Here is a 22,044-nt window from a genome sequence, read left to right as displayed (position 1 = left end):
TATGTTATCTCAGGCTTGTTCTACTTCCCATTTACCTTATTTGCCACAAAAAACCCCATAAGCGGTAGTCAACTTATGGGGTCATTGCTTATAACACTTTCTTATAAAGACGGTCACTTATCGGCTATCGTACATATAGATTGATAGCGCGATATAGCACGATAATCTAGACCATTAACGCTCTAAATGTAGATACTGCAAATGGCGCTCATACTGATGCAGAATATCGACCAGCACTTGCTCTTTGGTGTAGCCCACCAAGTCGTACTCCTGCGAGCCATCGCTTAAAAACACCTCAGCACGGTAGTAAAACTCAGCATGCTTGGTTGAGGTGTTTAAGGTAAAGTTTGGACGTTCAGCTTTGATGAGATTGACCTCATAAATAAAGTCATCTTCATCGCCATGACCGACGCGCAGTTTTAGACCGTCGACCTGACCACTGTCTTGGCCCATGCCTGCATCGATATCTTCACCGATACTGGCAAGATTATGCGCATCTAAAGAGGTTTTGAGACCGCCTGCTTTGAACTCTTTTTCGACCTCAGTCATCGCTGGCATCACCACCGTTTTTAAGAACTTTTCAACCTGTGCGTGTCCTGGGAAGCTCACAATACGCTGCAAACGTGCTCTCCAACCTTTGCCGCTGTCGAGCACATTGGCGGTACCAATCGTGCTGGCTTTGCGCTTATTGCCCTCTTCTTTTAGGCTGCGCCACATCGACATCATGTAAAGCACCAAAATCAGCGAAAATGGTAAACCTGCGATGACAGACACCGACTGCAACGAAGCAAAGCCGCCGGCGAACAGCAGACCTAAAGTGATCAGACCGGTGGCCGCTGCCCAAAATAGGCGCAACCAAACCGGTGCATCAGTATCATTGGTCATACCTTTTGAGCTAAGATTGGCCAGTACCAACGCGCCTGAGTCCGCAGAGGTGACAAAGAACACCAGACCGATGATCACACCTGCAAATGACAGCACTTCGCTATAGGGGAAATATTCAAATAGCGCAAACATGCCCATGGCGGCATCATTGACGGCAGTTTCACCAAGCGCCGTTGCGCCATTGGCGACCAGATCTATCGCAGTGTTACCAAAGATAGAGAACCATGCAAAAATAAAGCCCAATGGAATGAACATCACGCCAAAGACAAATTCACGTAGCGTACGGCCACGGCTGATACGCGCGATAAATAGACCAACAAACGGTGCCCAAGCCACCCACCATGCCCAGAAAAATATCGTCCAACCTGATTTCCAGTCGGCACCGGCAGTACCGTCATAGGCATAAACATCAAAGGTTTTATAGATAATGGTTTGGAAATATTGACCAATATTTTGCGTAAAGGTGTTTAATAAATATACGGTATTACCCATCACGAGGATGGCAAGCAATAGCAATATTGACGACAGCATATTGAATTCAGACAGACGACGTACGCCTTTTTCAACACCCGTCATTGCAGAGACAGCGGCAGCGACGACCACACCGACAATGATCAGCGCCTGAACCATCTTGCTAGATTCAATACCAAAGACATGGGTCAAGCCAGCATTGGCTTGTAGCACCCCAATACCTAGGCTCGTCGCAATACCCATCAACGTACAGACAACACCGAAAGTATCAATCCCATCACCTAGCCAGCCTTTGATCAGGCGTTCACCAAATATTGGCGTGAGCGGTGAGCGTAGCGCAAGTGGCATGTTTTTGCGGTAAGCAAAGTAAGCCAGTGCCATACCAATCAGCGCATAAATACCCCAGCCATGCAGACCCCAATGCAAAAAAGTCTGAGCAAGCGCTTGACGCATGGCCTCGGCGCTCGCAGGCTCTAGGCCAGTATGCGGCGTTAAATAATGCATCAATGGCTCTGACGCCCCAAAAAACAGCAGGTCAATACCGATACCCGCTGAAAACAGCATGGCTGCCCACGCTAAAAACGGAAACTGCGCTTTTTCGTGGTCTTGACCCAGCTTAATATCGCCATATTTAGAAAAACCAACGAACAAAGCAAAGATACTATAAGCGGCAACCACTAGCATGTAATACCAGCCAAACTTATCTGATACCCACGCCATACTTGAACTCAGTAAGGTCTCACTATAATCTGGAAAAGCAATGGTCCAGATGATCAATAAAATAGAAATAATAGCCGAACCTAAAAACACAGTTTTGTTTAAGCTCAACGGTTTCGTCACCTCTTTTGATGGCGAACTGTACATAAAAGACCTCAAATAAGTAAATTAAACAGTGTCCGATATTGCTTTGTCCGGCATAGTATTATGACTTTTGACCACATAACGTATACTTAACCGCATGACGCACAAAGCAGTACCAATGAATAAAAGCGAATAAAATGATAAATAGCACCAATATATGACATACATTGCGCTCATATATTGACGCTGATAAAAAAGACCTTTACGTTGAAAGGCCATTATTTTGGAGTTATCTGATATCGTTCTTTATTTAGCAGCATATTTTATGCTGACTTGTCATTTACACCGTTGAGAGATAATCGCGCATTGGCTCAGCGCGTAGCGGCGCTCCATTGGCCACATAATAATCTGCCGTAGAGCGCGGCAATTGTACGCCTTTCATTTTATCAACGATTTTTTCGGCCAGCATGATGGTGGTGGCGTTGAGATTACCACTAATGATATTTGGCATGATAGATGCATCGACGACTCGCAAGCCATCAATACCATGTACCAGCCCTTGACCATTGACGACCGAATCATTATCTTCGCCCATCGCACAGGTACATGAGGGATGGTAAGCCGTCTCGCCATGCTCGCGCACATAGTCATCTAGCTGCTGATCGGTCACCAAGTCTTCGGTGGGTGAGATGGCAGCACCGCGATAAGGGTCCAGCGCAGGTTGATGCATAATCTCACGAGTGATACGCATCGCCGCGCGGAACTCCTGCCAATCTTGCTCATGTGACATATAGTTAAATAAAATACTTGGATGCGCACTGGGGTCTTTTGAGGTCAGCTTGACGCGACCACGACTTGGAGAACGCAATGAACCGACGTGGGCTTGAAAACTGTGCGAATCACTGGCACTACGGCCATCGTAACGCACGGCAAGCGGTAAGAAATGATACTGGATATTTGGGTGAGTGAATGTCTCATCCGTACGGATAAAACCGCCGCCTTCAAACTGGTTGGAGGCCCCAAGGCCTGTACCATTGAACAACCACTCAGCTCCAATAGCAGGTTTATTCCACCATTTATTGGCAGGCGCAATAGAGACTGGCAGCTTACATTCGTACTGCATATACAGCTCTAAATGATCCTGCAAGTTATTGCCCACACCCGGTAAATCTAGTATTTCTGTCACGCCAGCGTCTTTTAGCCACTGACCAGGGCCGATACCTGAGCGCTGCAATAGCTGCGGTGAGGCAATCGCGCCAGACGACACTACCACTTCACGAGATGCATAAAACTTTTTGGTTTGGCCTCCGTGCTCTACCTTGACACCGACGGCACGCTTGCCATCGAATAAGATCACATCGGTCAGCGCCCCTGTCAAGATCGTGATATTGTCACGCGGCTTGGCGCGATCTAGATAGCCTCGAGCCGTTGAAGCGCGGCGACCATTTGGGGTCACAAAGCGATCCATCGGACCGAAGCCTTCTTGCTGATAGCCGTTTAAGTCTTCGGTACGCGGATATCCTGCTTGCACGCCTGCTTCAATCATGGCTTGAAACAGAGGATTGACGCCTGGTTTTGAGGTGGTCATCTCGACAGGACCGCCAGCGCCGTGATAGTCATTTTCGCCAACATCGCGGTTTTCTGACTTTTTAAAATACGGAAGGCAATCCAAATACGTCCAGTCTTCCAAACCTTTTATCTTTGCCCAACCATCATAATCGAGCGCATTACCGCGGATATAGCACATACCGTTGATAAGCGATGAGCCGCCAAGCCCTTTACCGCGACCACAGTCCATGACACGGTTGTTCATATATGGCTCAGGATCGGTTTTGTAGCCCCAATTATAGGTCGTCCCTTGCAGCGGCATTGCAAGCGCCGCTGGCATTTGGGTACGAAAATCCAATCGATAATCTGGACGACCTGCCTCTAGTAATAACACGTTGATATCGGCGTCTTCGGTCAGACGCGTGGCCAGCACATTACCTGCTGACCCTGCACCAACAATAATATAATCGTACTCAGGGGTGGTTGATGTCATAACATGCTCCATAATATTGAAAAATATAAATCACTTGGTAGCAGTGAGGTCAAATGCACAGCGTCATCAGGCCCAAACTGCGCTCACTTTCTCAATACCACTCTTTAAAAGACCGATTCAAACGCACCCAACTCTACTTGGATAGATTTGGTCTGAGTATAATGCTCAAGCGCCTCGATACCATTTTCACGGCCAACGCCTGAGTGCTTGTAGCCACCCACTGGCATCTGTGCCGCTGACTCACCCCACGTGTTCAACCAGCAAATACCCGCTTCGATCTGAGCAATGACGCGATGCGCACGCTTTAAATCAGTCGTCACCACTCCAGCTGCTAAGCCATAATCGGTGTCATTGGCGCGGCGGATGACTTCTTCTTCGCTCTCATAAGTCAATATTGACATGACTGGACCAAAGATTTCCTCACGGACGATGGTCATATCATCGCTACAATCTGTAAATACGGTCGGCTCAACAAAAGCACCATTAGCCAATGCGTCTGTTGTGACGCGCGCGCCGCCCGTTAGCAGACGCGCGCCGCTCTCTTTCCCTTGCTCGATATAGCCAAGTACGCGCTCCATATGCGGGAAGCTGACCAATGGACCCATGTTGATGTTCTCGTCCATTGGATCACCCAGTTTGATACGATTAACACGCGTTAAGATGGCTTGTTCAAACTTGGCTTGTAGCGCTTTAGGAACGAATACTCTCGTGCCGTTGGTACATACCTGACCGGTACTATAAAAATTCGCCATCATAGCGATATCAGCCGCAGTATCGATATCAGCATCATCAAATATGATCAATGGTGACTTACCGCCAAGCTCTAACGTCACATCTTTTAGCGATGAGTTTGCCGCGCTCGACATGACCTTTTTACCAGTCGGCACACCACCAGTGAATGATACTTTGGCGATATCTGGATGATTGGTCAGTGCTTGACCCACTTCGTAGTTGCCTTGCACGACATTGAACACACCATCTGGCAGTCCCGCTTCTGTCAGGATTTCTGCCAGTTTTAAGGCAGTCAACGGCGTGACTTCTGATGGTTTAAAGATCATTGCATTACCAGCAGCCAATGCAGGCGCGGCTTTCCACATCGCAATCTGAATCGGATAGTTCCATGCGCCAATACCTGCGACCACACCCAGCGGCTCGCGGCGAGTATAGACAAAGCTCGTCTCACGCAGTGGAATCTGACGACCTTCAATCATGGGCGCAAGTCCTGCATAGTACTCAACCACATCAGCACCCGTGACGATATCGACATACTTTGTCTCAGAGTAGGCTTTGCCCGTGTCTTTGGTCTCAAGTAATGCGAGCACATCGTTGCGCGCGCGCAATATCTCAACAGCTTTTGAGAGAATACGACCACGCTCAACGGTGGTCATTGCCGCCCAGATTTTTTGACCTTTATGAGCCGCTTTGACCGCATCATCAATCTGCTCATTGCTCGTTTGCTGAATGGTTGCCAGCACTTCACCTGTCGCTGGATTGATGTCTTCAAAAGTGGCGAGCGTGTCATCGACCGCTAAGTAGCGACCATTAATATAGGCAGTTTGCACTTGTTCTAAATCGATAATGTCTGTCAAATTGTTGATATCTGTCATAAATACTCCTTGAGAGGATTGATAAAAGCGGCAATAAAACGCCGTTTTACCAAATCATATCGTCATTGTTAAAATTCTAAAGTTGGATGGTTAGCAATCCGGATATTTATTGACCCGAACGATTGTCAAAGTCAGGTTGCGTCATTTTTATCAATCGATCATGTAGCGATTTTTTATCTGATATGTTGATACCTGAAAAGTCGGAGAGCCAAATTCCATCAGCGACCAGACGAGCCATACATAGGGTTTCAGTATCGTCAGTGGCGGCATGTTTTTCCAACTGCGTGTTGGCCCATTTGGCCCACAGCTCACGTAGCTCACTATCACCTAGCATCAATACATATAAGGTGGCTTGATTGTCGTATTCTTCTTGCGCTTTTTCGCCCAGACTGATGGTGGCATCGATATAAGCACGGGTAAAAGCGCCATGACTCACAGGATCTTTTGCCATAGCGGCCTCGACTTCTGCCTCAAATTTCGCCATTGCATCATCGAACACTTCAAGCACAAGGGCATTTTTTGTTGCAAAATGATGCATCACACCGCCCTTTGTCACGCCTGCTGCATCAGCGACTGCCTGAAACGTCACTTTAGATAGCCCTTGCTCAAGCGTGATCCGTGCTGCTTGATCGAGCAGAGCACGGCGAACCACTTCTGGCTGTTTTTTACGCTTATAAGGATTTTCTATTTCTACACTCATATCAATGCACCACAGAATTAGACAATAAATTCATTACAACGACACCGCCAACGATCATGGCAATGCCAACCACTGCTGCCGTATCAAGGGTCTGCTTAAATAGCACCAAGCCTGCAAGCGATGTGAGCACAATGCCCAACCCGCCCCATAACGCATAAGCAATGCCTAGCGGTATCACCTTGAGTGTCTGTGCCAATAAATAAAATGAGAGCGCATACAGCGCCCCCATCATCAGCGTTGGCCCTAAACGGGTAAACTGCTCTGATTTCACCAAAAATGTCGTCCCTACCACCTCACATATAATGGCAATGGTTAGGTAACCGTAGGCAATCGTCGTAGAACTCATCTTTTGCGCACCGCCTTTATTTAAGCAACTGCTAATAAAACATAGCAAAGAAACCACATGGTCGGTATTTTATAGATTTCTGTTACCAATGTGAAGGGCTGTCCTGCAACTTTATTGTGTCAAAGCATGTCGTAATGGCTTTTATTTCAAGATAGAACTGTTTTTATTACCTGCTTTGTCTTACGATCTAAATACTCGCGTGCGCTTTTTGCGCATTCTTCTACGTAACGTCTTTTATTTTTATAAGTGTACGTATCATTGTGAGCAAATCGGCCTATTTACGCCCCTATTGAACGAGCAGAGGCGCTGAAACGTCCTATCTGATAAGGGATAAACGCCTATTTATAATAATTGCGATAATATTTATAATTTATCTCAGAATAAGGTTGACAGCCTTTAACGACTTGGCTAAAATGTGCCCCACATAACGCGAACAAGCCAAGTAATGACTGTTTTATAAAGCTTGAAACACTTGCAGTTATGACAGCTTATTCTCCAATAGCTCAGTTGGTAGAGCAACGGACTGTTAATCCGTGTGTCCCTGGTTCGAGCCCAGGTTGGAGAGCCATATACGAAAAACCTTCATCACTATTTGATGAAGGTTTTTTTATTGTTGCCGTTTTCATATTGACTATCATAATATTCGCATGGCAGCGGTGTTCTTTTTGGCATTTTTGTTGTATGGTAAGATTAGTTTTGATTGGGTTCGTTTTTGTTTGAGTGTTTTACCCCTACTCACTAAAAATAATGGTTTATTATGATACCTGCACGTGTAAAAAATAAGTTCTCTGATCATCCGCAAAAAATCATGCGCCCGATCAGTATTCGGTTGTCTGAAGAAATGATTGCCCTATTAGAAACAACCAGCTCAGAATTGGGTTTTAAGCGCATTCAAGGGCTTATCCGTCTTTATATTCGTCAAGGACTCGATCGTGACCATCAAGATTATACGCTCGCTCATGACGAAGTATTTATTGAGACGTTACGTAAGCGCGGTGTGAGCCAGCGCATCATCGATGAGGCAATTGTTGTGACTCATAACAACAATATCTCTCACTCTTTATCTGAATTGCAAGACAGCGATCAATAATATCCTTCATCAGTCGTATTAATCATAACGATCTGGCTGAGATTGACTGAGACTCTAAAACGTTGTCACTATTTTTATCAAAAAGACCAAGTCTGCTCACGCAAGCTTGGTCTTTTTTGTGGCTATGATAAAGGTGAGATTGCAATTTATAGATCAGCCTTGCTCTCTGAACTCTTTTTTGCCTCATACCGACACGCATTTACTCTTTGACCTTATCGTACGTTTGCGACTGTGGTTAGCGATAACTAAACAAAACCTGTTCCCAAACACGGTATATTAAGAAAATAGTCGCAATGATTGGGGTGCATCCTCAATTTCAATATGAGGATGAAAATGTATAAGGAGAGGTACGATGATGGGGTTACAGCAGCATTTTTATAAAACGTTGTGTCTGACTATGGCAGTCGCCATGCTAGCGATAGCACCGGGTTGCTCGTCACCACAAACGGATCCAGACCAAAAAACCATACCGACTGACTCTGATCAATGGCAAAAAAAACTGGGACAGACTTTTGAGCAATTACCTGCCGACGATCAGCAGCTACTCAGTCGATATATGCTACGCATGAAGCTTAGCGATGCGTATGAATCGGGCGCCATGCCGCGTACCACTATCAAGCAGGCCCTCATACAACAGCGTGAGTACGAGCGGCTGCATCCTAATAATCCAACAGGCAAGAAAAGTCCTATTGTGAAAGGTCAAACAGCAAATGCGACGGCACAGACGTATCCTGTCGCTCTCTTACCGATTAAGACCAGTGATAGCGATAGCTTAAACCAAGTCAAAATGCAGTTTATGCTATCCAACCATGGAGACGTTGCAATACAAAGTTTTCAAGGCACACTAACCATGAAAGACGCCAACCTGAAACAAGGCAAAGACTTCAATGTTCCTCTCATACAATTTGATCCAGCCATCGAGCCAGAACAATCTGGCAAGATCATTATCGAGAGTAGTATCGAAGACATCAATGTCATGCGTGCCATTAAAAACACGAAGGATATGACGATCGAGATTAAAGAAGGCACACTTATATTGGCAGATGATCAAAGCATTAGGTTTGGCAATTCATTAGCTAAATAGTGGGACTGCGCATCATTTGATCTTTTATGAGGTTTATAGAGCCTGTCGTCCAGTATTCATAAAATACACCATAAAAAAAGCCCCAATCAGTAATGATTGGGGCTTTTTAGCATTTGGCGGAGACGGAGAGATTCGAAACCTCCAAATATGCTAGCCTCTGCAGCGCTTTAGGTTTAAAACCCTTAATGCATAACGGTTACAGCTCTAGTAGTCGGTAAGATAGGTTAATTATATCAGCCCATGAGTAGCCCACATACTATATATAAATCTCTACAGATATATCTACGGAGTATATCTAGCTTTTTTCTGTATATATTCTAGGTAGTCAAATAAAAAGGTAATAAAGGTAATAATTATTATATTATTCTCTATAGTCCTTTATCTGTATAGCCTGTAGCGATTTATCAAAAGGTAATAAAAAGGTAATATATAAGTAATAAGTTACCTTAATAAAAAGTAATATCTACTATGTTATAAGTATATGTTTTTATTATAATTTCTAAAAAGTTACCTTTTTTATTACCTCTTATTACCTTTTAGAGGTAATAATATTTGCTATTAATATCAATAACTTACAACCAATATTATCAATTATTACCTTTATTACCTTTTCTTTGTGCCGTCACCATATTCTAAGGCCTTAATTCTGCTGCATAACCCGCATCATAGCGCATTATTATGCATCACCGTTATATCTATCTATTGTTGAACCACGGGCTTTCTAGGGGGCTTGTGATGCATCAAAATAAAGACATTAAGTATCCAAAGCTCAGGCGGGAGGGAGCGATTTTTGCCATGGTCAAGTGACAAAAAAAAGGCCACTCAATATGAGTGGCCTTTTTAGTATTGATCATAATTATTTTTCAGGTTTAGTTAGCTCGTAGTCATTGAATGAGATAATAATCTCACCGACCTGCTCATTGATATCGAGCAGCATATTTTGTAGCGTGAGTATCTCATGCCAGTAGAATACCTCGGCTGCTTTCTTGGCGTCACCAAAGCCGCCTGCGTTATTCGGTACCACTCCCATTAATTGCGGCGGTACTCGGTGACCAGCTAAAGTATCATCGCGTGAGGCTATTTTGATATTAGCAAACTCATCTTTGGCGGCGACCTCTGCTAGGGGGATGACTTTTACGCCGTCGGTTTTGCCATTGGGTGTGTACATAAATAGGTTTTTAAAATTACCTGCACCCTTCGACTCTCTTACTGCATCCTCCAAGTCGTCAACATCTTCCTGTGTCGATAGCGGATCTGAGACATGCAAAATATAACCGGCATGGGCACCGTTCTTATAATAGCGGCGGCGGAATAATGTTGCTGCTTCATTCAAAGTAATAGCATTAACACTGCTTAGATAATCTGGCACACCGTATATTTCTTGATTGATGTCTGGATTGTACACATGAATGATTTGCTCATTGTATTCAATCGATGCGCCTTGACGATAATCAACATGACGATAGCTATCACCTTGTATTGATTTGCGCGTATGCCGCGCTAGTTTGGGGCGTAGCTGCAGTATACCACCTAGTCTATTGCGTACTACTTGTACGTAAGCATTATCAAATACTAATAAGTTAATCACTAGACTGATAAAGGCTTGGCGGCTTAGCTTTGGGTGTGGCCGGTATAAACTGGCTAATACATTCCTCTTGGTAATCAACGCGCTAGTGTGATGACTGGTCGCATGATAGAGTTTGGCCACCGCATCAATATCGTACGGATATTCATAATGATGCTGATACATGGGACAGTACTCATACTCAAACATACCGCGCCCGTCAAGCACTGGCTCTGGGTCACCAAAGCTGTGCATGATTATCTTTTTACCAGTATTATCTGGCGCTACTGTTTCTGTCATCTGTGTACTCCTATTCGTGATTTGTTGACGCCATCATTAATCTGGTCTGTACTTGCAAGCGGCGCTTTTTCTAGCGCGTTCATGATTGCCCATGCGACATCGCTGTGGCCAGTTTCTTTTGATCGACTGCTAACAAACGTCATCTGACGCTGACTGCCAGTCAGTGCTTGTTTAATAGCTATAAAGGCTTTGGCAATATCAATACTGCCAGCGTCGAAGTGTAATTTGCGGCGCGTGAACAACTCTTTTGCTCTCAGCGCCATGCGAGTTTTACTCTCTACGCTGTAGTTAATAGCTGTATAATTAGGAAAGAATTTTTTAACGTGTTCAGCAACTGATATACCTGCGCCAGTAGTATCAATGCCTAGAAACTCTACATCATAACGCTCACAAATCTTCTTGATATGCTGCGCTTGGACATGGGGCGGCATGTGGTCAAGATGGATGCGCTCAAGCACGCGGTATGGCTGACCTTCTTTTTCTGGCGGTGCGATGACTGCTAATGCTGGACGGTCACCTGTGAAGCTGGGGTCATACCCTACCCATACTGGCTTAGCAAACTTCTTGCTACCCATTGGGGTAAAGTCATCCCATATCTGCCAACTGTCTACCATGTTTGGTTGCAGTACTGACAACGGAAAGTAGCTATTGCTATCATCAAGAAAGACGCACATGAATAGATTAGCAAAGCGCTCAGGCGTGTATTCTAGTAGCAGCTGCGCAATATCAAGCTTGTCAAATCCGCCGCGAATCGCATCTTTGATAGTAACGATTAATCGCCATTTACCGTCATCACAATAGCGGCCAGACTTTAAAGCGCTGTGCGAGGTATCAATATCTTTTTTATTGACGCCATCCTTACCCGTCCAAAAAGCATAAGCTTCATGCAAGACACTGCTTGGTGTCGATAGATAGACCTGCTGAAAATGACTTTGAGATGCCATTCCAGATGCGACCGCACGAAACTCTTTGAACTTACGAATCCAAAAGAACTCATCCATAATGACGTCGCCATGACGTCCTTGCGCTGTCAGCGCATTGGTTCCCATGTAATACAAACTAACTTGCGTATTGTCTTCAAGCGATAATACGATTGGCTCCCCGCCAATATTTCGACCCAGCACCTCAAATACAAATGCTTTGATGTATTCGATGAACTGGTAAGCCTGCGCCTTACTTGCTGATAAAAATATCTTATTCTTTTTGGTACGTAACGCGTTAATCAGCGCCCAAATTGCGATGACATAGGTAGCACCAATCTGCCTTGACTTGAGCATCATAAAGATACGTGCGGCGCGGTGCTTCTTATTACCGTCCAATATTTCGACCCAGCGCTGTTGAAACTTATACGGCTGTATCAGTAGTTTAAAAGCGTCCTCGAGCGCGTCGATTTCTTCTTCAGTAAATAAGTTTTTGACTGCAGGTTTACGATCTTCTTTGTAGCGTTTAGATAAGTTTGGATTTAATTCAGCCCCATTGCCCCCTTCGTTATAGCGCTTTATTTTTGCTGTTCGCTCTAGCTGCTTCATAAAGAAGTCATACTCTTTATATTCAGCATTACCCTTATTTTTCATACCTATTAATGCAAGCATTCTCGCTTGCATAGCCGCTTCTACATTCTCAAAAATACTAGCACGCACCCACGCATCACGCTTTTTCCAACTAGCGACAGTTGGGCGCTTTTCATTTAATTCTTTTGATATTTGAGTGACGCTCAGTCCTTGCGCATAAAGCAAGCGAGCGCGTTCGCGGTTGTCAGTTTTGACGCCGTCTGATGTGTCTATTTTTTTAGTAGTCATAAGGCTATAGCTTATAGCTCACCGCCCTTGCGACCACTCGGTTTTTGACCGTAAATAGCGCTTACGGATAACATTCGGTTGCCCGTAGGCCGTGTTACACGACAAACTAAAGCCTATTTAAAGATATCAAATTCATATTATCCAACTTTAATAACTGAGATTACCTATGCCTGATTCAGCCTTACCTGGTAAACGAGTCGTTAAACGCTTTCGCGTCGCCCGTGAGGGTCAGACTGTTGACGGCCGCACGCTATCGCAAGAACAAATTATTGATATGTCAGAAACATACGATCCGGTCGAATATACGGCGCGTATTAATTGTGAGCACATGAGTGATTATTGGTCAGGACTTCACGGCCGTAATAATGACGGCGCTTTAGGTGACATCATTAAAGTTGATCATGCTGTAGAGACATTCGTTCAGAACGGATCTAATGTTCAGCTAATGTGCTTATATGCCACTTTGTCAGTACTCCCTACGTTGGTCGATGCCAATAAAGAAGGTAAGAAGATTTTTACCTCTATCGAGTTTTATCCCAAATTCGCTGATACCGGACGCGCGTACTTAGTGGGTCTAGCTGTGACTGATAGGCCAGCTTCCAGAGGTACAGAGCCGCTAAAGTTCAGTACCAAAGACAATGCGCTTCGCACCAACCCAAATGATCAAGAGCTTATTCTTATGACTAAAGATAAAACAACAACCGCACATGACGATCAAAAAATTGAGCAGCTCGCGCCACCAGTAGACGATACTCAAGAGCTTAATAATAAATCTAATGAAGATGGGTTTTTGCAAAAGCTATCGAGTATGTTCGCATCTAAAAAATCAGGTATGAGTCAACAAGAGCAAGATCTTGTGCTTGAGTCGTTTAGCCAAGTTAACCAAAAAGCGGACAAAGCAATTGAAGAAAACAAGTCGCTCAAAACTGAGTTATCTGAGTTAAAGACCGAGTTTGAATCTTTAAAGACTCAGCTGTCATCTGAGCCTGCAGTTAATCTTACGAACACGCCTCCGAACCCTGGTACCGGTGGACAGCTGACAGCGTTTTAATTAGCGCTAGCACACTAATTTTATTTTAAATAAGGACGACTATGTACGTTTTAGATGATGTAACCGCGCTTGCGTTGCAAGATTACAAAAAGCAAGTAGCGCGAGTAAATGGTAGTGAGAACTTTGCGGCACCGTTTACTGTTGCTGCAGCCGCTGAACAAAAAATGATTGAGGCGTATCAAGAAGCAACCGACTTTTTGAAACGCATTAACGTTCAGCCTGTAAAGCAAGCTCATGGCCAAAAGTTAGCGCTTGGCAATGGTCGTACTGTTGCTAGTACTACCGATACCCGTGTCCAACCGCGCCGACCTACTCATCTTGGTGATGTGGAAGGCGTTGACGACTATTTATGTACTCACACTGATTACGATATTGCTTATGACTACGATGTTATTGATAACTGGGGCCATCTTCCTGATTTTCAGCTGCGCATGGCGAACATGGGCATCAAGTCAGTCGCTCAAGATAAGCAGCGCATTGGATTCAATGGCACCCACCGCGCCAAGACTTCTAACAAGTCGCTTTACCCCAAGTTGCAGGACGTCAATATTGGTTGGTTGGAAAAGATTCGCGGTTATAGCCCAGAGCGTCATATTGACGGTATTTCGATTGGCTCAGCGCACGAATTTAAGAATATTGATGCGCTGGTGGAAATGGCGATTAATGAATTAATCGGTGAAGAGTTTCAAGACGCCGACGACTTAGTCGTAATTACCAATCGCAACATGGTGTCTGACAAATACATCTCTTTAATCAACCGCGATCAATCTGCGACTGATCAGACAGCTGCAAACGCGCTCTATCAGAAAAAGCAATTAGGCACGCTTCCTGTAGACACCCCAGCGTTTTTCATCCCTGGTGCCATCCTAATCACCAGTTATGACAACCTATCTATCTATCAGCAGCGCGGTACATTACGTCGTCATCTACGCGATGAACCCGAATGGAATCGTACTACGGATTACCAGTCAGTCAATGAGTGCTACGTGGTGCAGGATTATCGTAAAGCTGCTCTTATTGAAAACATTGTCGTGGAGGCTTAAATGAAAAGTAATTCTTTACGCGCTCACTTTATTAAAACCCAGGCTGCTAACAAAGCAGCTCGGGCTAATGCGGACCCGCGGCTATCAGCTCAGATATTAGGCCGCCGCACCGGTACAACGATGGTCAGTCAGTCAACGCCAGTTTCTGATGCGCCATCCAATGATGACGAAAATCCTGATACCGGTAGTAATATCGAGCTCAAGTTTTGGAACGATGACCAGCAACTTTCGAACATTCAATCTATCAGCCATAAGACGGAGTTAAAAAAGGAATTCTTACCTTTTTACATTCCTTGGATTGAAGGGACGATCGCTGAGGGCGTCGGTAGCCAAGACGATATGCTAGTTAAGCTGATGGTCTGGTGCTTAGACACGCATGAGTTTAAAACCGCTGTTGATATCGCTGCTTATGCTCTGCTTAATGATTTTGTTATGCCGGAGCCGTTTACTCGTGATGTAGCGACTGTATTTGTTGAACAGTTAGCAGAGGAGATGCTGTCTCTCGAAAAAGACACTGATGTCTCTGTGCACGCTGATTTAGTTCAACGCGCTATCGAAGTAACTACGTCTCAAGATATGCCGGATCAAGTCCGCGCTAAACTCTACCGCGTACTTGGCGATAGCTTAAAAGATGCTAAGCCAGACGATGCCATCAATGCTTATAAGATTGCTATTAAGCTTGATGATAAAGTCGGCTGCAAAAAAGACCTCGCTCAGCTTGAAAAAGCTGGGGAGTAACGACCCCACCCGGGAAGCGGCTCACTGCGCCAATGTTGTTTGCTGATCGCATCACAGCAGCGGCAAGGTGACCACCGCTTTTTAATTTGCAGGTAACGCCATGTTGATCAATCAACAAGTCCAAACGCAAAACGCACCTAATTACTATGCTCATCTACCGTCTGTCAGTACAGATGACATGGTGCAGCTGATGCGAATTGATAAGACGCTGGGCTCTGATCGCATCGTCGGTTATATCAATGATGCTTATGACACGGTCAATGGCGAATTACCCACCTCCTTTTTTAGCTTGCTTACTCTACAGCGTCATCTATCTGACAAACGTATTCTCTCCAGTGTTTTTGAGCGGACCTATAGACGCGCTGTAATGAATGAAGCTGCGGCGCTTATCGCCGATAATTATGTCGACTATGACACAACGAGTCAGGGCGCTATTAGTGGAGATGTGCAGCTCACCAAATCTGATCGCCTGCGCCGTATTGTCAGTCATTGCATTGCTGATATGACAGGCAGACGCCGCAACCGCGTGGCACTGCTATGACGTCTACGAAATATCAGCGTACTATTACTGCTATTCAAAACGATACATTAGACGCTATTGCGTACCGCATCTATGCAGACCGTTCAAACGATATGCTGCCTCAGATTATCGATAGTAACCCCAGTTATGCGCCGCAAGCAGTATTACCTATTGGCGCCATTATCAAACTACCAGACGATAATGCTATCGCTGCAGCGCCATCTATAAAACTATGGGATTAATATGAAAAAAAGAACCACTAAAAAAACATGGCTACTCCGTATCGGCTGTGCGACTGGGTGGTTAGCTGCAATTACAATTTGGTTGTTTATCACAATGTTCGATGCAAACGCGGATACAACCATTGCGACTGCACTCCCTTTTATCACCCCATCAATGCTGCTTGCTACCATTGTGGGCGCGATTGGTAGTTACCTCGCATTCGGCGAAGATAAAAAGTTTCCGCCTTCTGCTACTAGCATTGGTCATGTTTTGCTTGGGTTTGGTGCTGGACTATTCTTTACCCGAGGTAGTCTTGAGCTAATGGGTCATATCGATAGTAGTGATGACGTAGTGTTACTGGTTAGTTTTTTGTGGGCATGCGGTGGCTATTTCTTTTTACGATTGGTTATCTCTGTCGTTAATTCTGAAAAGATGGTCAAAATACTACCAGACTGGATCGCCCGCTTACTTGGAGTTGATAAACGATGATTACTTTTAATCTTATACTGATGCTCGTTACGTCAGCACTACTGCTCGTTATGCTAATACGCACGCGGTGCTACGATAGTGTGGGATGGTGGGCTTTTAGATTGTTGTCATGCTATTCCTTAGTCTGTTTTGTTTATCTCACTTACGATACAAATATCGCGGGCAACGAGCTACAACTAAAATACTTGTTTGTACGCGTCGGGTTTTTAACCCTGGTCGCTGCAATGGTTTTATCTTGGCGTCTTATCACTTCAGAGTATAACGATAAACGTAAGCAAAACTTTGATATGCGTCTAAAAGATATTTTTAGACTAGGAGAGTAAGATGGGTAAGTTCTTAACAGATGCCGATATTGATAAAGCTGCAGCTGAATTAGGTGTCAGATCCTCTCAGTTAAAAGCAATTCGAAAAATTGAAGGTCGTAACAATGGATTTAATAAAGATGGCACCCCTACCATCCTTTTTGAGCGTCATGTTTTTTATGATCGATTAGGTGAGTATTACTATTACACAGTACGCCGCCGCGCCATGAAAGAAAGACCTGATTTGTGTTGGCCTAGAGCTACTGTGGCTGGAGGTTACGGACTATACAGCGCTCAAGTCAAACGATTGGCTGATGCTGCTGAATATCATCGCGAAAGTGCTCTTGAAGCCTGTAGTTGGGGTATTGGTCAAGTCATGGGTTATTGGTGGAAAGAGCTTGGTTATCTGTCACTCCAAGACTTCATTAATAATATGTACGAGTCAGAAGCTAAACAACTAGAAGCTATGTGTCGTTATATTGAACATTTTGGTTTGGTTGACGAGCTTCAGCGTGATGATTGGCGTGGTTTTGCTAAAGGTTATAACGGTAAATATTATTATAAGTCTAACTATCACGGTCGCTTAGCAGCTGCAGAGGCTGAATACAGATGAAATACCTTCAGCAACTAAAAGACGATCTACTTACTAATTTTGCAGCGAAGATAACTGCAGACAAAGTGCATCTTTTTTTAGTCAATGGTGAGCTACCGTCAAACAAAGGCGATATTAATTATATCGCTCGCTTTTTATTTATTGATTGCCGTGACAATGATCCCTTTAGCTTGATAACTTACATTCGCAAGTGGTTCGAATCAAAAGGTTATCCGGTACCGGATCTGAATTTTGATTGTGAAGTTATCGATGCTGAAACTTATGATTTGACTATTGATATCGGCTTGATGGACAAGCTCGTTATTAGTGAAGATGGCAGCTATCATCAATGTCCGCCTAAAGTTTGGTCCGAGGCTCTTGGTGACTTTGTGACCAAAGATATTGCTGACGCGGTCGGACTATGAGTGATAATTTTGACGAATTAGCACCGTGGCTTGAGCGTATAAATCAGCAGCTCGACGCAAATCAAAAGCGCAAACTTAACCGGCGTATCTCTACTAAGATGCGCACAGCTTGGAAGCGTCGCATTAAGGCGCAAAAAGATCCGGATGGTCGCAAATTTACCCCGCGTAAGCGTGACCAAGCAGGAAGTATTAGACGCGGCGCGATGTTTAAGCGCTTACCTAAAATGCTAAAAACAGCGTACAGCAGCCGCCATGCAGAGATTGGCTTTAGCGGCCGTACTGCTGAGGTAATGAAAGTGCATCAGTTTGGCCAAACGATTAAGCCCAACGAAAACTCAAAGCCTACTCGCTACGCGGTCCGTGAAACTATTGGTTGGTCAGATGACGATAAAAAGCTGATTATTAATGAGATTAAAGATTTTTTATTGGAGGATTAGATTGTGATTGCCGAAAATGTAGTAATGACTACCGACTATGAAGGTAATAAATATTATGTCCCAGTCGATAAGATTGACGAGTTTGATGAGTGGTGCGAGAGCGAACCTGATAGCGAGTTTGAGCACGCTACCCTTTATGAAGGCGAGTTGTTTGTAGTTAATATCGTTCGCAAGGTTTAATTTGATATACTCATATGGAACTTATTTCATAAGAGTTTATCATGACTGCACTTAGTGATTACTACCAGATGTTTGAAGATGTCAGTAAGTTGATTTCTAAACAAAACCGTCCTGTCGATTGTATTGAGGTTCATCCTGATGCATATGAAAGCTTATGTTCTTATCACGATAGATATGCGAACCACAAATTATACAAACGCAATCCTTATGTTGGTAGACCAAAAGAATGGTACGGTATAAAAATTAAGATTAACCCAGATCTATCTGAGCCTTACGAAATAGTAATGGCTGATAATAATGAAGTTGATAAACGCCAAAATACTGTCAGATATATACATCAAAGAGATTTGTTTCCCATTATTTACGATCTGTACTATTAACCCCTTTCCTCTCCCCGCCACTGTGCGGGGCTTTTTATATCCGCAAATCACACTTACGGATAGTTATTAGATGCATGCGTTATTAGTCTCATACAGACTATAGCTATGAATGCAGAAGACCAACGACGCTTACATAATATCTTGACCATCGGCACAGTCACTGAGATTGATGCCGATCAAGCTTTGATGCGTCTGGCCGTTGGTGATAACGAAACCGACTGGATAAATATCCCTGCCATAGCAGCCGGCTCAATTAGCGCTTGGCGCTGTCCGAGTATCGGTGAACAGTATTTATTAGGTTCGCCTAGCGGTGAATTAGCGAATGCCATACCTATTATTAGCATTTACAGTGATCAACATCCAAGTCCGAGTACCAATCCTAATGAAATCCGCATCCGTTATAACGACACTGACTTTTGCAGTATTGATGTGGTTAAAAGCCAACTCACAATGCATATCAGTGAGACTCTCATCAAGTCAAAAACCAGCGTTGTGCTGGATACACCAAACACGCGTATGACCGGCAGTCTGCAAGTTGATAAAGGTATCCACGCAAAAGAAGCCATTAAATCAGACGACGAAGTGTATGCAAAAGATATCAAACTAAGCAAACACGGTCACAAAAATGTTGAGAATGGATCTGGTACGTCTGGTGATCCTGTATGAATAATTATGCAACCGGCATGTCACGCACAAATGGTCAATTACTCGATCAAGATAAACATCTGCGTCAGTCAATACATGACATTTTGACTACGCCATTGGGTACCAGATTAATGCGCCGCGAATATGGCAGTCTTTTACCCTTCTTAATCGACGCTCCTGCAAATGACGCTACGCGGTTGAAACTTATGGCGGCCACGGCCACCGCACTTATCCGCTGGGAGCCGAGGATTAAAGTTAGCAAGGTCAGCTTGTCTCTAATTAACGATGGCATTAATAGCGGTTGGAATACATTGATTGAAATGCGCCGCGCTGATAATTCAACGTTGACTACCTCATTGTCACTAGTGCGAGGTGCTACATGAACAGTGTATTTACCGCGATTAATCTACAAGGCTTACCGCCGCCAAACCTAATCAAACCAATCGCCCCTGAAGTTGAGCTTGCCGAGATTAGAGCTGAGTTTGCTGCCAAGTTTCCGCAAAACCACCCTATACACGAAGCGTTGGCGTTAGAGTCAGAGCCGGTTAATAAAATCTTAGAAGTTTTAGCATATCGCTATAGCTTGAAAGTCAGCGAAATTAATCGTACCGCGCGTAGCTTGATGCTTGCTTATGCCAATGGCGCCGATCTAGATCATATCGGTGTGACTTATTACCGCGTACAGCGCAAAGTTTTACAGTTTGAAAACTTAACGACTAATCCAGTTACGCCTGAGATATTAGAAGATGATACCGCTTATCGTGATCGCTTGGCTTTATCAGTAGAAGCTGAAACAAAGGCTGGTAGCGCGGGTGCTTATTTGTTTCATGCGTTATCTGCTAGTTCTGAAGTGTTTAATGCGACCGTGCATAGCCCAGCGCCCACTGAAGTTGATATCTATTTATCCGGACAAATTGACGGTGACGTACTTGAGCAAGCAAACAAGACGGTAGGAGTAAGTCAAGCAGCTATCAACGATGTAGCAGCAACACTGACTGCTGATGATGTGCGCCCTTTAACTGACTTGGTGCGAGTTCATGGCGCTACTGCCAAGGCTTATCAGATAGAAGCGGTAATTTATATTAAAGCGGGTATCAGTCCGCAGTTGATATTAGATCAAGGTTTGGCTGCTCTACGCGCCTACTTACGATCCGAATTTAAACCAGGACGCCGCATTGCGACCAGCCGAATTATTGGTGCATTGGATGTTAATGGTGTTAGTCGTATCGAGTTAGTTAATCCGGCATCTGATGTCCTGGTCAATATATCTCAAGTAGCGCATTGCACTAGCTTTGATATTAAGGCGGTGAGCAGTAATGACTGATTTGTCACTACTCCCCGCTAACAGTCAGCCGCTTGAGCGTGAGCTTGCAACATTTACAACGCGTCTTGAGTCGATAGATGTGCCTTTCAGTTTGATTTGGGATGCTGATAGCTGCCCTATTGAGTATTTGCCATTTTTGGCTTATGCGTGGTCAGTCGATGAGTGGAACGATAATTGGTCTATTGAAACTCAGCGCAATGTTATTCGTAATTCCATATCAGTACACCAGCGCAAAGGTACTTTGGATGCTGTCAAGCGAGCCTTAGCCGCAATTAATTACAGTACAACCGTAACAGAATGGTTCGAGACTAATCCAAAAGGAGTGCCGGGCACTTTTAGTATCTCAGTCACTCCGAGTAATAGCAAAGTAACTGACTCAGTCAGACAAGTTCGCGCTGTTGTCGACGCGGTAAAACGCTTATCAGCTCATTACAGTATTTATTTTGGTTCGGCCGCTTACTCTACTGTCGCCGCTTATGCTGTGCCTGTTGTCGCCGTCGAGATTACTGTTACTAACTAACTTTTATTAACTACTACTAGGACAATTACTATGCCAAATATCGAACAGCCTCAAGGCTTAACCAAAACTATCTCCAATCCTACAGCTAACGCTGACGGCAAGTTTGTCGTTGACTTTAAGATGCCAGAGGATAGCGGTATTGCGACTGCTAGTCACTTAGCGTTACTGATCAATGATGGTGCGGCGCGAACAGCGGTTGACGTTATCTTTGATCCCGCCTTACTGCGCACTCGATTCGATACTGTACACGTCGAGGTTATTAGTAACGTCGCTACGAACCTTAATGTTTATGCGCTGCTAAAGCCTGAAGATGTTGTTGACTATACTCAGGCTACTAAGCGTGTATTGGCAGTAGAAGCAGATAAGCCAGTTCTTTTCGCTATTAAAAAGTTAGATAGCGTCATTGTATTTGACGGTGCTGATATCGATCGCATTCAAACTACGGTCGCACCGGAAAACGGTGGCGCTTTCGAGCTTTAACGTCTACT

Annotated in this window: 25 protein-coding genes and 1 tRNA gene; 19 read left to right on the top strand and 7 right to left on the bottom strand. The window is 44.4% G+C overall.

The window, feature by feature from the left end:
• Positions 1-174: 174 nt before the first annotated feature.
• The 5 genes from betT to PSBA01_RS08950 form a co-directional block, all read right to left on the bottom strand.
• Positions 175-2,220: a choline BCCT transporter BetT gene (betT, locus tag PSBA01_RS08970; RefSeq protein WP_186474003.1), complete on the bottom strand. Its 2,046-nt coding sequence runs from the start codon at positions 2,218-2,220 to the stop codon at positions 175-177.
• A gap of 277 nt (positions 2,221-2,497) precedes the next feature.
• Positions 2,498-4,198: a choline dehydrogenase gene (gene betA / locus PSBA01_RS08965; RefSeq protein WP_186474001.1), complete on the bottom strand. Its 1,701-nt coding sequence runs from the start codon at positions 4,196-4,198 to the stop codon at positions 2,498-2,500.
• Positions 4,199-4,302: 104 nt separating this feature from the next.
• A complete protein-coding gene (betB, locus tag PSBA01_RS08960; protein ID WP_186473999.1) occupies positions 4,303-5,805 on the bottom strand; it encodes a betaine-aldehyde dehydrogenase in 1,503 nt (500 codons plus the stop codon).
• Positions 5,806-5,911: 106 nt separating this feature from the next.
• Positions 5,912-6,505: a TetR/AcrR family transcriptional regulator gene (locus PSBA01_RS08955; RefSeq protein ID WP_058023770.1), complete on the bottom strand. Its 594-nt coding sequence runs from the start codon at positions 6,503-6,505 to the stop codon at positions 5,912-5,914.
• 1 nt (position 6,506) lies between these two features.
• Complete coding sequence (locus PSBA01_RS08950) at positions 6,507-6,851, bottom strand: DMT family transporter (protein ID WP_075107501.1); 345 nt, start codon at positions 6,849-6,851, stop codon at positions 6,507-6,509.
• Between the two features lie 492 nt (positions 6,852-7,343).
• On the opposite strand from PSBA01_RS08950, the gene PSBA01_RS08945 reads away from it, so the two are divergent.
• The 3 genes from PSBA01_RS08945 to PSBA01_RS08935 all read left to right on the top strand — a co-directional run bounded on the left by PSBA01_RS08945 (position 7,344) and on the right by PSBA01_RS08935 (position 9,025).
• Positions 7,344-7,419 (top strand) — tRNA-Asn (locus PSBA01_RS08945).
• Between the two features lie 189 nt (positions 7,420-7,608).
• Positions 7,609-7,941, top strand: a complete 333-nt coding sequence (locus PSBA01_RS08940) for a CopG family transcriptional regulator (RefSeq protein WP_071002054.1) — start codon at positions 7,609-7,611, stop codon at positions 7,939-7,941.
• A gap of 352 nt (positions 7,942-8,293) precedes the next feature.
• The gene (locus tag PSBA01_RS08935; RefSeq protein ID WP_228724549.1) at positions 8,294-9,025 is read left to right on the top strand and encodes a hypothetical protein; all 732 of its coding nucleotides are present in this window, start codon (positions 8,294-8,296) and stop codon (positions 9,023-9,025) included.
• Between the two features lie 856 nt (positions 9,026-9,881).
• Here PSBA01_RS08935 and PSBA01_RS08930 read toward each other — a convergent pair.
• Positions 9,882-10,889: a phage portal protein gene (locus PSBA01_RS08930; RefSeq protein ID WP_186473997.1), complete on the bottom strand. Its 1,008-nt coding sequence runs from the start codon at positions 10,887-10,889 to the stop codon at positions 9,882-9,884.
• Positions 10,886-12,688 (bottom strand): terminase large subunit domain-containing protein, encoded by a 1,803-nt coding sequence (locus tag PSBA01_RS08925; protein ID WP_186473996.1) that lies wholly within the window; start codon positions 12,686-12,688, stop codon positions 10,886-10,888. Before PSBA01_RS08925 ends, PSBA01_RS08930 begins: the two co-directional genes overlap by 4 nt.
• A gap of 166 nt (positions 12,689-12,854) precedes the next feature.
• On the opposite strand from PSBA01_RS08925, the gene PSBA01_RS08920 reads away from it, so the two are divergent.
• From PSBA01_RS08920 to PSBA01_RS08845, 16 genes are all read left to right on the top strand, one after another.
• Positions 12,855-13,739, top strand: a complete 885-nt coding sequence (locus tag PSBA01_RS08920) for a GPO family capsid scaffolding protein (RefSeq protein ID WP_186473995.1) — start codon at positions 12,855-12,857, stop codon at positions 13,737-13,739.
• Between the two features lie 41 nt (positions 13,740-13,780).
• Positions 13,781-14,782, top strand: a complete 1,002-nt coding sequence (locus tag PSBA01_RS08915; RefSeq protein ID WP_186473994.1) for a P2 family phage major capsid protein — start codon at positions 13,781-13,783, stop codon at positions 14,780-14,782.
• Positions 14,783-15,520: a phage terminase small subunit gene (gene gpM / locus PSBA01_RS08910; protein WP_186473993.1), complete on the top strand. Its 738-nt coding sequence runs from the start codon at positions 14,783-14,785 to the stop codon at positions 15,518-15,520.
• Positions 15,521-15,620: 100 nt separating this feature from the next.
• Positions 15,621-16,061 (top strand): head completion/stabilization protein, encoded by a 441-nt coding sequence (locus PSBA01_RS08905; protein WP_186473992.1) that lies wholly within the window; start codon positions 15,621-15,623, stop codon positions 16,059-16,061.
• Positions 16,058-16,282, top strand: coding sequence for a tail protein X (locus PSBA01_RS08900; protein ID WP_186473990.1), 225 nt, complete (start codon positions 16,058-16,060; stop codon positions 16,280-16,282). Before PSBA01_RS08905 ends, PSBA01_RS08900 begins: the two co-directional genes overlap by 4 nt.
• Before the next feature lies 1 nt (position 16,283).
• Positions 16,284-16,751, top strand: coding sequence for a hypothetical protein (locus PSBA01_RS08895; protein ID WP_186473988.1), 468 nt, complete (start codon positions 16,284-16,286; stop codon positions 16,749-16,751).
• 324 nt (positions 16,752-17,075) lie between these two features.
• On the top strand, positions 17,076-17,666 hold the full coding sequence (locus tag PSBA01_RS08890; RefSeq protein ID WP_186473987.1) for an N-acetylmuramidase family protein: 591 nt from the start codon (positions 17,076-17,078) through the stop codon (positions 17,664-17,666).
• Positions 17,663-18,070 (top strand): phage tail protein, encoded by a 408-nt coding sequence (locus PSBA01_RS08885; protein ID WP_186473986.1) that lies wholly within the window; start codon positions 17,663-17,665, stop codon positions 18,068-18,070. Before PSBA01_RS08890 ends, PSBA01_RS08885 begins: the two co-directional genes overlap by 4 nt.
• A complete protein-coding gene (locus tag PSBA01_RS08880; protein ID WP_186473985.1) occupies positions 18,067-18,507 on the top strand; it encodes a phage virion morphogenesis protein in 441 nt (146 codons plus the stop codon). The genes PSBA01_RS08885 and PSBA01_RS08880 overlap by 4 nt, the downstream gene beginning before the upstream one ends.
• Before the next feature lie 3 nt (positions 18,508-18,510).
• Positions 18,511-18,687 carry a hypothetical protein gene (locus PSBA01_RS08875; RefSeq protein ID WP_186473984.1) on the top strand — a complete coding sequence of 59 codons (177 nt, stop codon included), beginning with the start codon at positions 18,511-18,513 and terminating at the stop codon, positions 18,685-18,687.
• Positions 18,688-18,728: 41 nt separating this feature from the next.
• The gene (locus PSBA01_RS08870; protein ID WP_186473983.1) at positions 18,729-19,067 is read left to right on the top strand and encodes a hypothetical protein; all 339 of its coding nucleotides are present in this window, start codon (positions 18,729-18,731) and stop codon (positions 19,065-19,067) included.
• 105 nt (positions 19,068-19,172) lie between these two features.
• A complete protein-coding gene (locus PSBA01_RS08865; RefSeq protein WP_186473982.1) occupies positions 19,173-19,733 on the top strand; it encodes a phage baseplate assembly protein V in 561 nt (186 codons plus the stop codon).
• Positions 19,730-20,095 (top strand): GPW/gp25 family protein, encoded by a 366-nt coding sequence (locus PSBA01_RS08860; protein WP_186473981.1) that lies wholly within the window; start codon positions 19,730-19,732, stop codon positions 20,093-20,095. The genes PSBA01_RS08865 and PSBA01_RS08860 overlap by 4 nt, the downstream gene beginning before the upstream one ends.
• On the top strand, positions 20,092-21,036 hold the full coding sequence (locus tag PSBA01_RS08855; protein ID WP_186473980.1) for a baseplate assembly protein: 945 nt from the start codon (positions 20,092-20,094) through the stop codon (positions 21,034-21,036). The genes PSBA01_RS08860 and PSBA01_RS08855 overlap by 4 nt, the downstream gene beginning before the upstream one ends.
• Positions 21,029-21,556: a phage tail protein I gene (locus PSBA01_RS08850; RefSeq protein ID WP_186473978.1), complete on the top strand. Its 528-nt coding sequence runs from the start codon at positions 21,029-21,031 to the stop codon at positions 21,554-21,556. The genes PSBA01_RS08855 and PSBA01_RS08850 overlap by 8 nt, the downstream gene beginning before the upstream one ends.
• Before the next feature lie 30 nt (positions 21,557-21,586).
• Entirely contained in the window at positions 21,587-22,036 is a 450-nt protein-coding gene (locus PSBA01_RS08845; protein ID WP_186473976.1) for a hypothetical protein, read from the top strand.
• The last annotated feature ends 8 nt before the right edge of the window (positions 22,037-22,044 follow it).

It is taken from the genome of Psychrobacter sp. KCTC 72983, from assembly GCF_014280455.1.
GTDB classification, from domain to species: Bacteria; Pseudomonadota; Gammaproteobacteria; order Pseudomonadales; family Moraxellaceae; genus Psychrobacter; species Psychrobacter pacificensis.
The sequence above is the reverse complement of the archived record's forward strand: the minus strand, read 5'-3'. Positions and strand labels throughout refer to the sequence as shown.

What these genes read in the sequence shown, in the direction of transcription:
- PSBA01_RS08925 (WP_186473996.1), bottom strand. Translation starts at nt 12,688, where the DNA reads ATGACTACTAAAAAAATAGACACATCAGACGGCGTCAAAACTGACAAC.
- PSBA01_RS08880 (WP_186473985.1), top strand. Translation starts at nt 18,067, where the DNA reads ATGAGTGATAATTTTGACGAATTAGCACCGTGGCTTGAGCGTATAAAT.
- PSBA01_RS08950 (WP_075107501.1), bottom strand. Translation starts at nt 6,851, where the DNA reads ATGAGTTCTACGACGATTGCCTACGGTTACCTAACCATTGCCATTATA.
- PSBA01_RS08870 (WP_186473983.1), top strand. Translation starts at nt 18,729, where the DNA reads ATGACTGCACTTAGTGATTACTACCAGATGTTTGAAGATGTCAGTAAG.
- PSBA01_RS08955 (WP_058023770.1), bottom strand. Translation starts at nt 6,505, where the DNA reads ATGAGTGTAGAAATAGAAAATCCTTATAAGCGTAAAAAACAGCCAGAA.
- PSBA01_RS08900 (WP_186473990.1), top strand. Translation starts at nt 16,058, where the DNA reads ATGACGTCTACGAAATATCAGCGTACTATTACTGCTATTCAAAACGAT.
- PSBA01_RS08865 (WP_186473982.1), top strand. Translation starts at nt 19,173, where the DNA reads ATGAATGCAGAAGACCAACGACGCTTACATAATATCTTGACCATCGGC.
- betT (WP_186474003.1), bottom strand. Translation starts at nt 2,220, where the DNA reads ATGTACAGTTCGCCATCAAAAGAGGTGACGAAACCGTTGAGCTTAAAC.
- PSBA01_RS08930 (WP_186473997.1), bottom strand. Translation starts at nt 10,889, where the DNA reads ATGACAGAAACAGTAGCGCCAGATAATACTGGTAAAAAGATAATCATG.
- PSBA01_RS08860 (WP_186473981.1), top strand. Translation starts at nt 19,730, where the DNA reads ATGAATAATTATGCAACCGGCATGTCACGCACAAATGGTCAATTACTC.
- PSBA01_RS08845 (WP_186473976.1), top strand. Translation starts at nt 21,587, where the DNA reads ATGCCAAATATCGAACAGCCTCAAGGCTTAACCAAAACTATCTCCAAT.
- PSBA01_RS08905 (WP_186473992.1), top strand. Translation starts at nt 15,621, where the DNA reads ATGTTGATCAATCAACAAGTCCAAACGCAAAACGCACCTAATTACTAT.
- PSBA01_RS08915 (WP_186473994.1), top strand. Translation starts at nt 13,781, where the DNA reads ATGTACGTTTTAGATGATGTAACCGCGCTTGCGTTGCAAGATTACAAA.
- PSBA01_RS08895 (WP_186473988.1), top strand. Translation starts at nt 16,284, where the DNA reads ATGAAAAAAAGAACCACTAAAAAAACATGGCTACTCCGTATCGGCTGT.
- PSBA01_RS08935 (WP_228724549.1), top strand. Translation starts at nt 8,294, where the DNA reads ATGATGGGGTTACAGCAGCATTTTTATAAAACGTTGTGTCTGACTATG.
- PSBA01_RS08890 (WP_186473987.1), top strand. Translation starts at nt 17,076, where the DNA reads ATGGGTAAGTTCTTAACAGATGCCGATATTGATAAAGCTGCAGCTGAA.
- gpM (WP_186473993.1), top strand. Translation starts at nt 14,783, where the DNA reads ATGAAAAGTAATTCTTTACGCGCTCACTTTATTAAAACCCAGGCTGCT.
- PSBA01_RS08940 (WP_071002054.1), top strand. Translation starts at nt 7,609, where the DNA reads ATGATACCTGCACGTGTAAAAAATAAGTTCTCTGATCATCCGCAAAAA.
- PSBA01_RS08850 (WP_186473978.1), top strand. Translation starts at nt 21,029, where the DNA reads ATGACTGATTTGTCACTACTCCCCGCTAACAGTCAGCCGCTTGAGCGT.
- PSBA01_RS08920 (WP_186473995.1), top strand. Translation starts at nt 12,855, where the DNA reads ATGCCTGATTCAGCCTTACCTGGTAAACGAGTCGTTAAACGCTTTCGC.
- betB (WP_186473999.1), bottom strand. Translation starts at nt 5,805, where the DNA reads ATGACAGATATCAACAATTTGACAGACATTATCGATTTAGAACAAGTG.
- betA (WP_186474001.1), bottom strand. Translation starts at nt 4,198, where the DNA reads ATGACATCAACCACCCCTGAGTACGATTATATTATTGTTGGTGCAGGG.
- PSBA01_RS08855 (WP_186473980.1), top strand. Translation starts at nt 20,092, where the DNA reads ATGAACAGTGTATTTACCGCGATTAATCTACAAGGCTTACCGCCGCCA.
- PSBA01_RS08885 (WP_186473986.1), top strand. Translation starts at nt 17,663, where the DNA reads ATGAAATACCTTCAGCAACTAAAAGACGATCTACTTACTAATTTTGCA.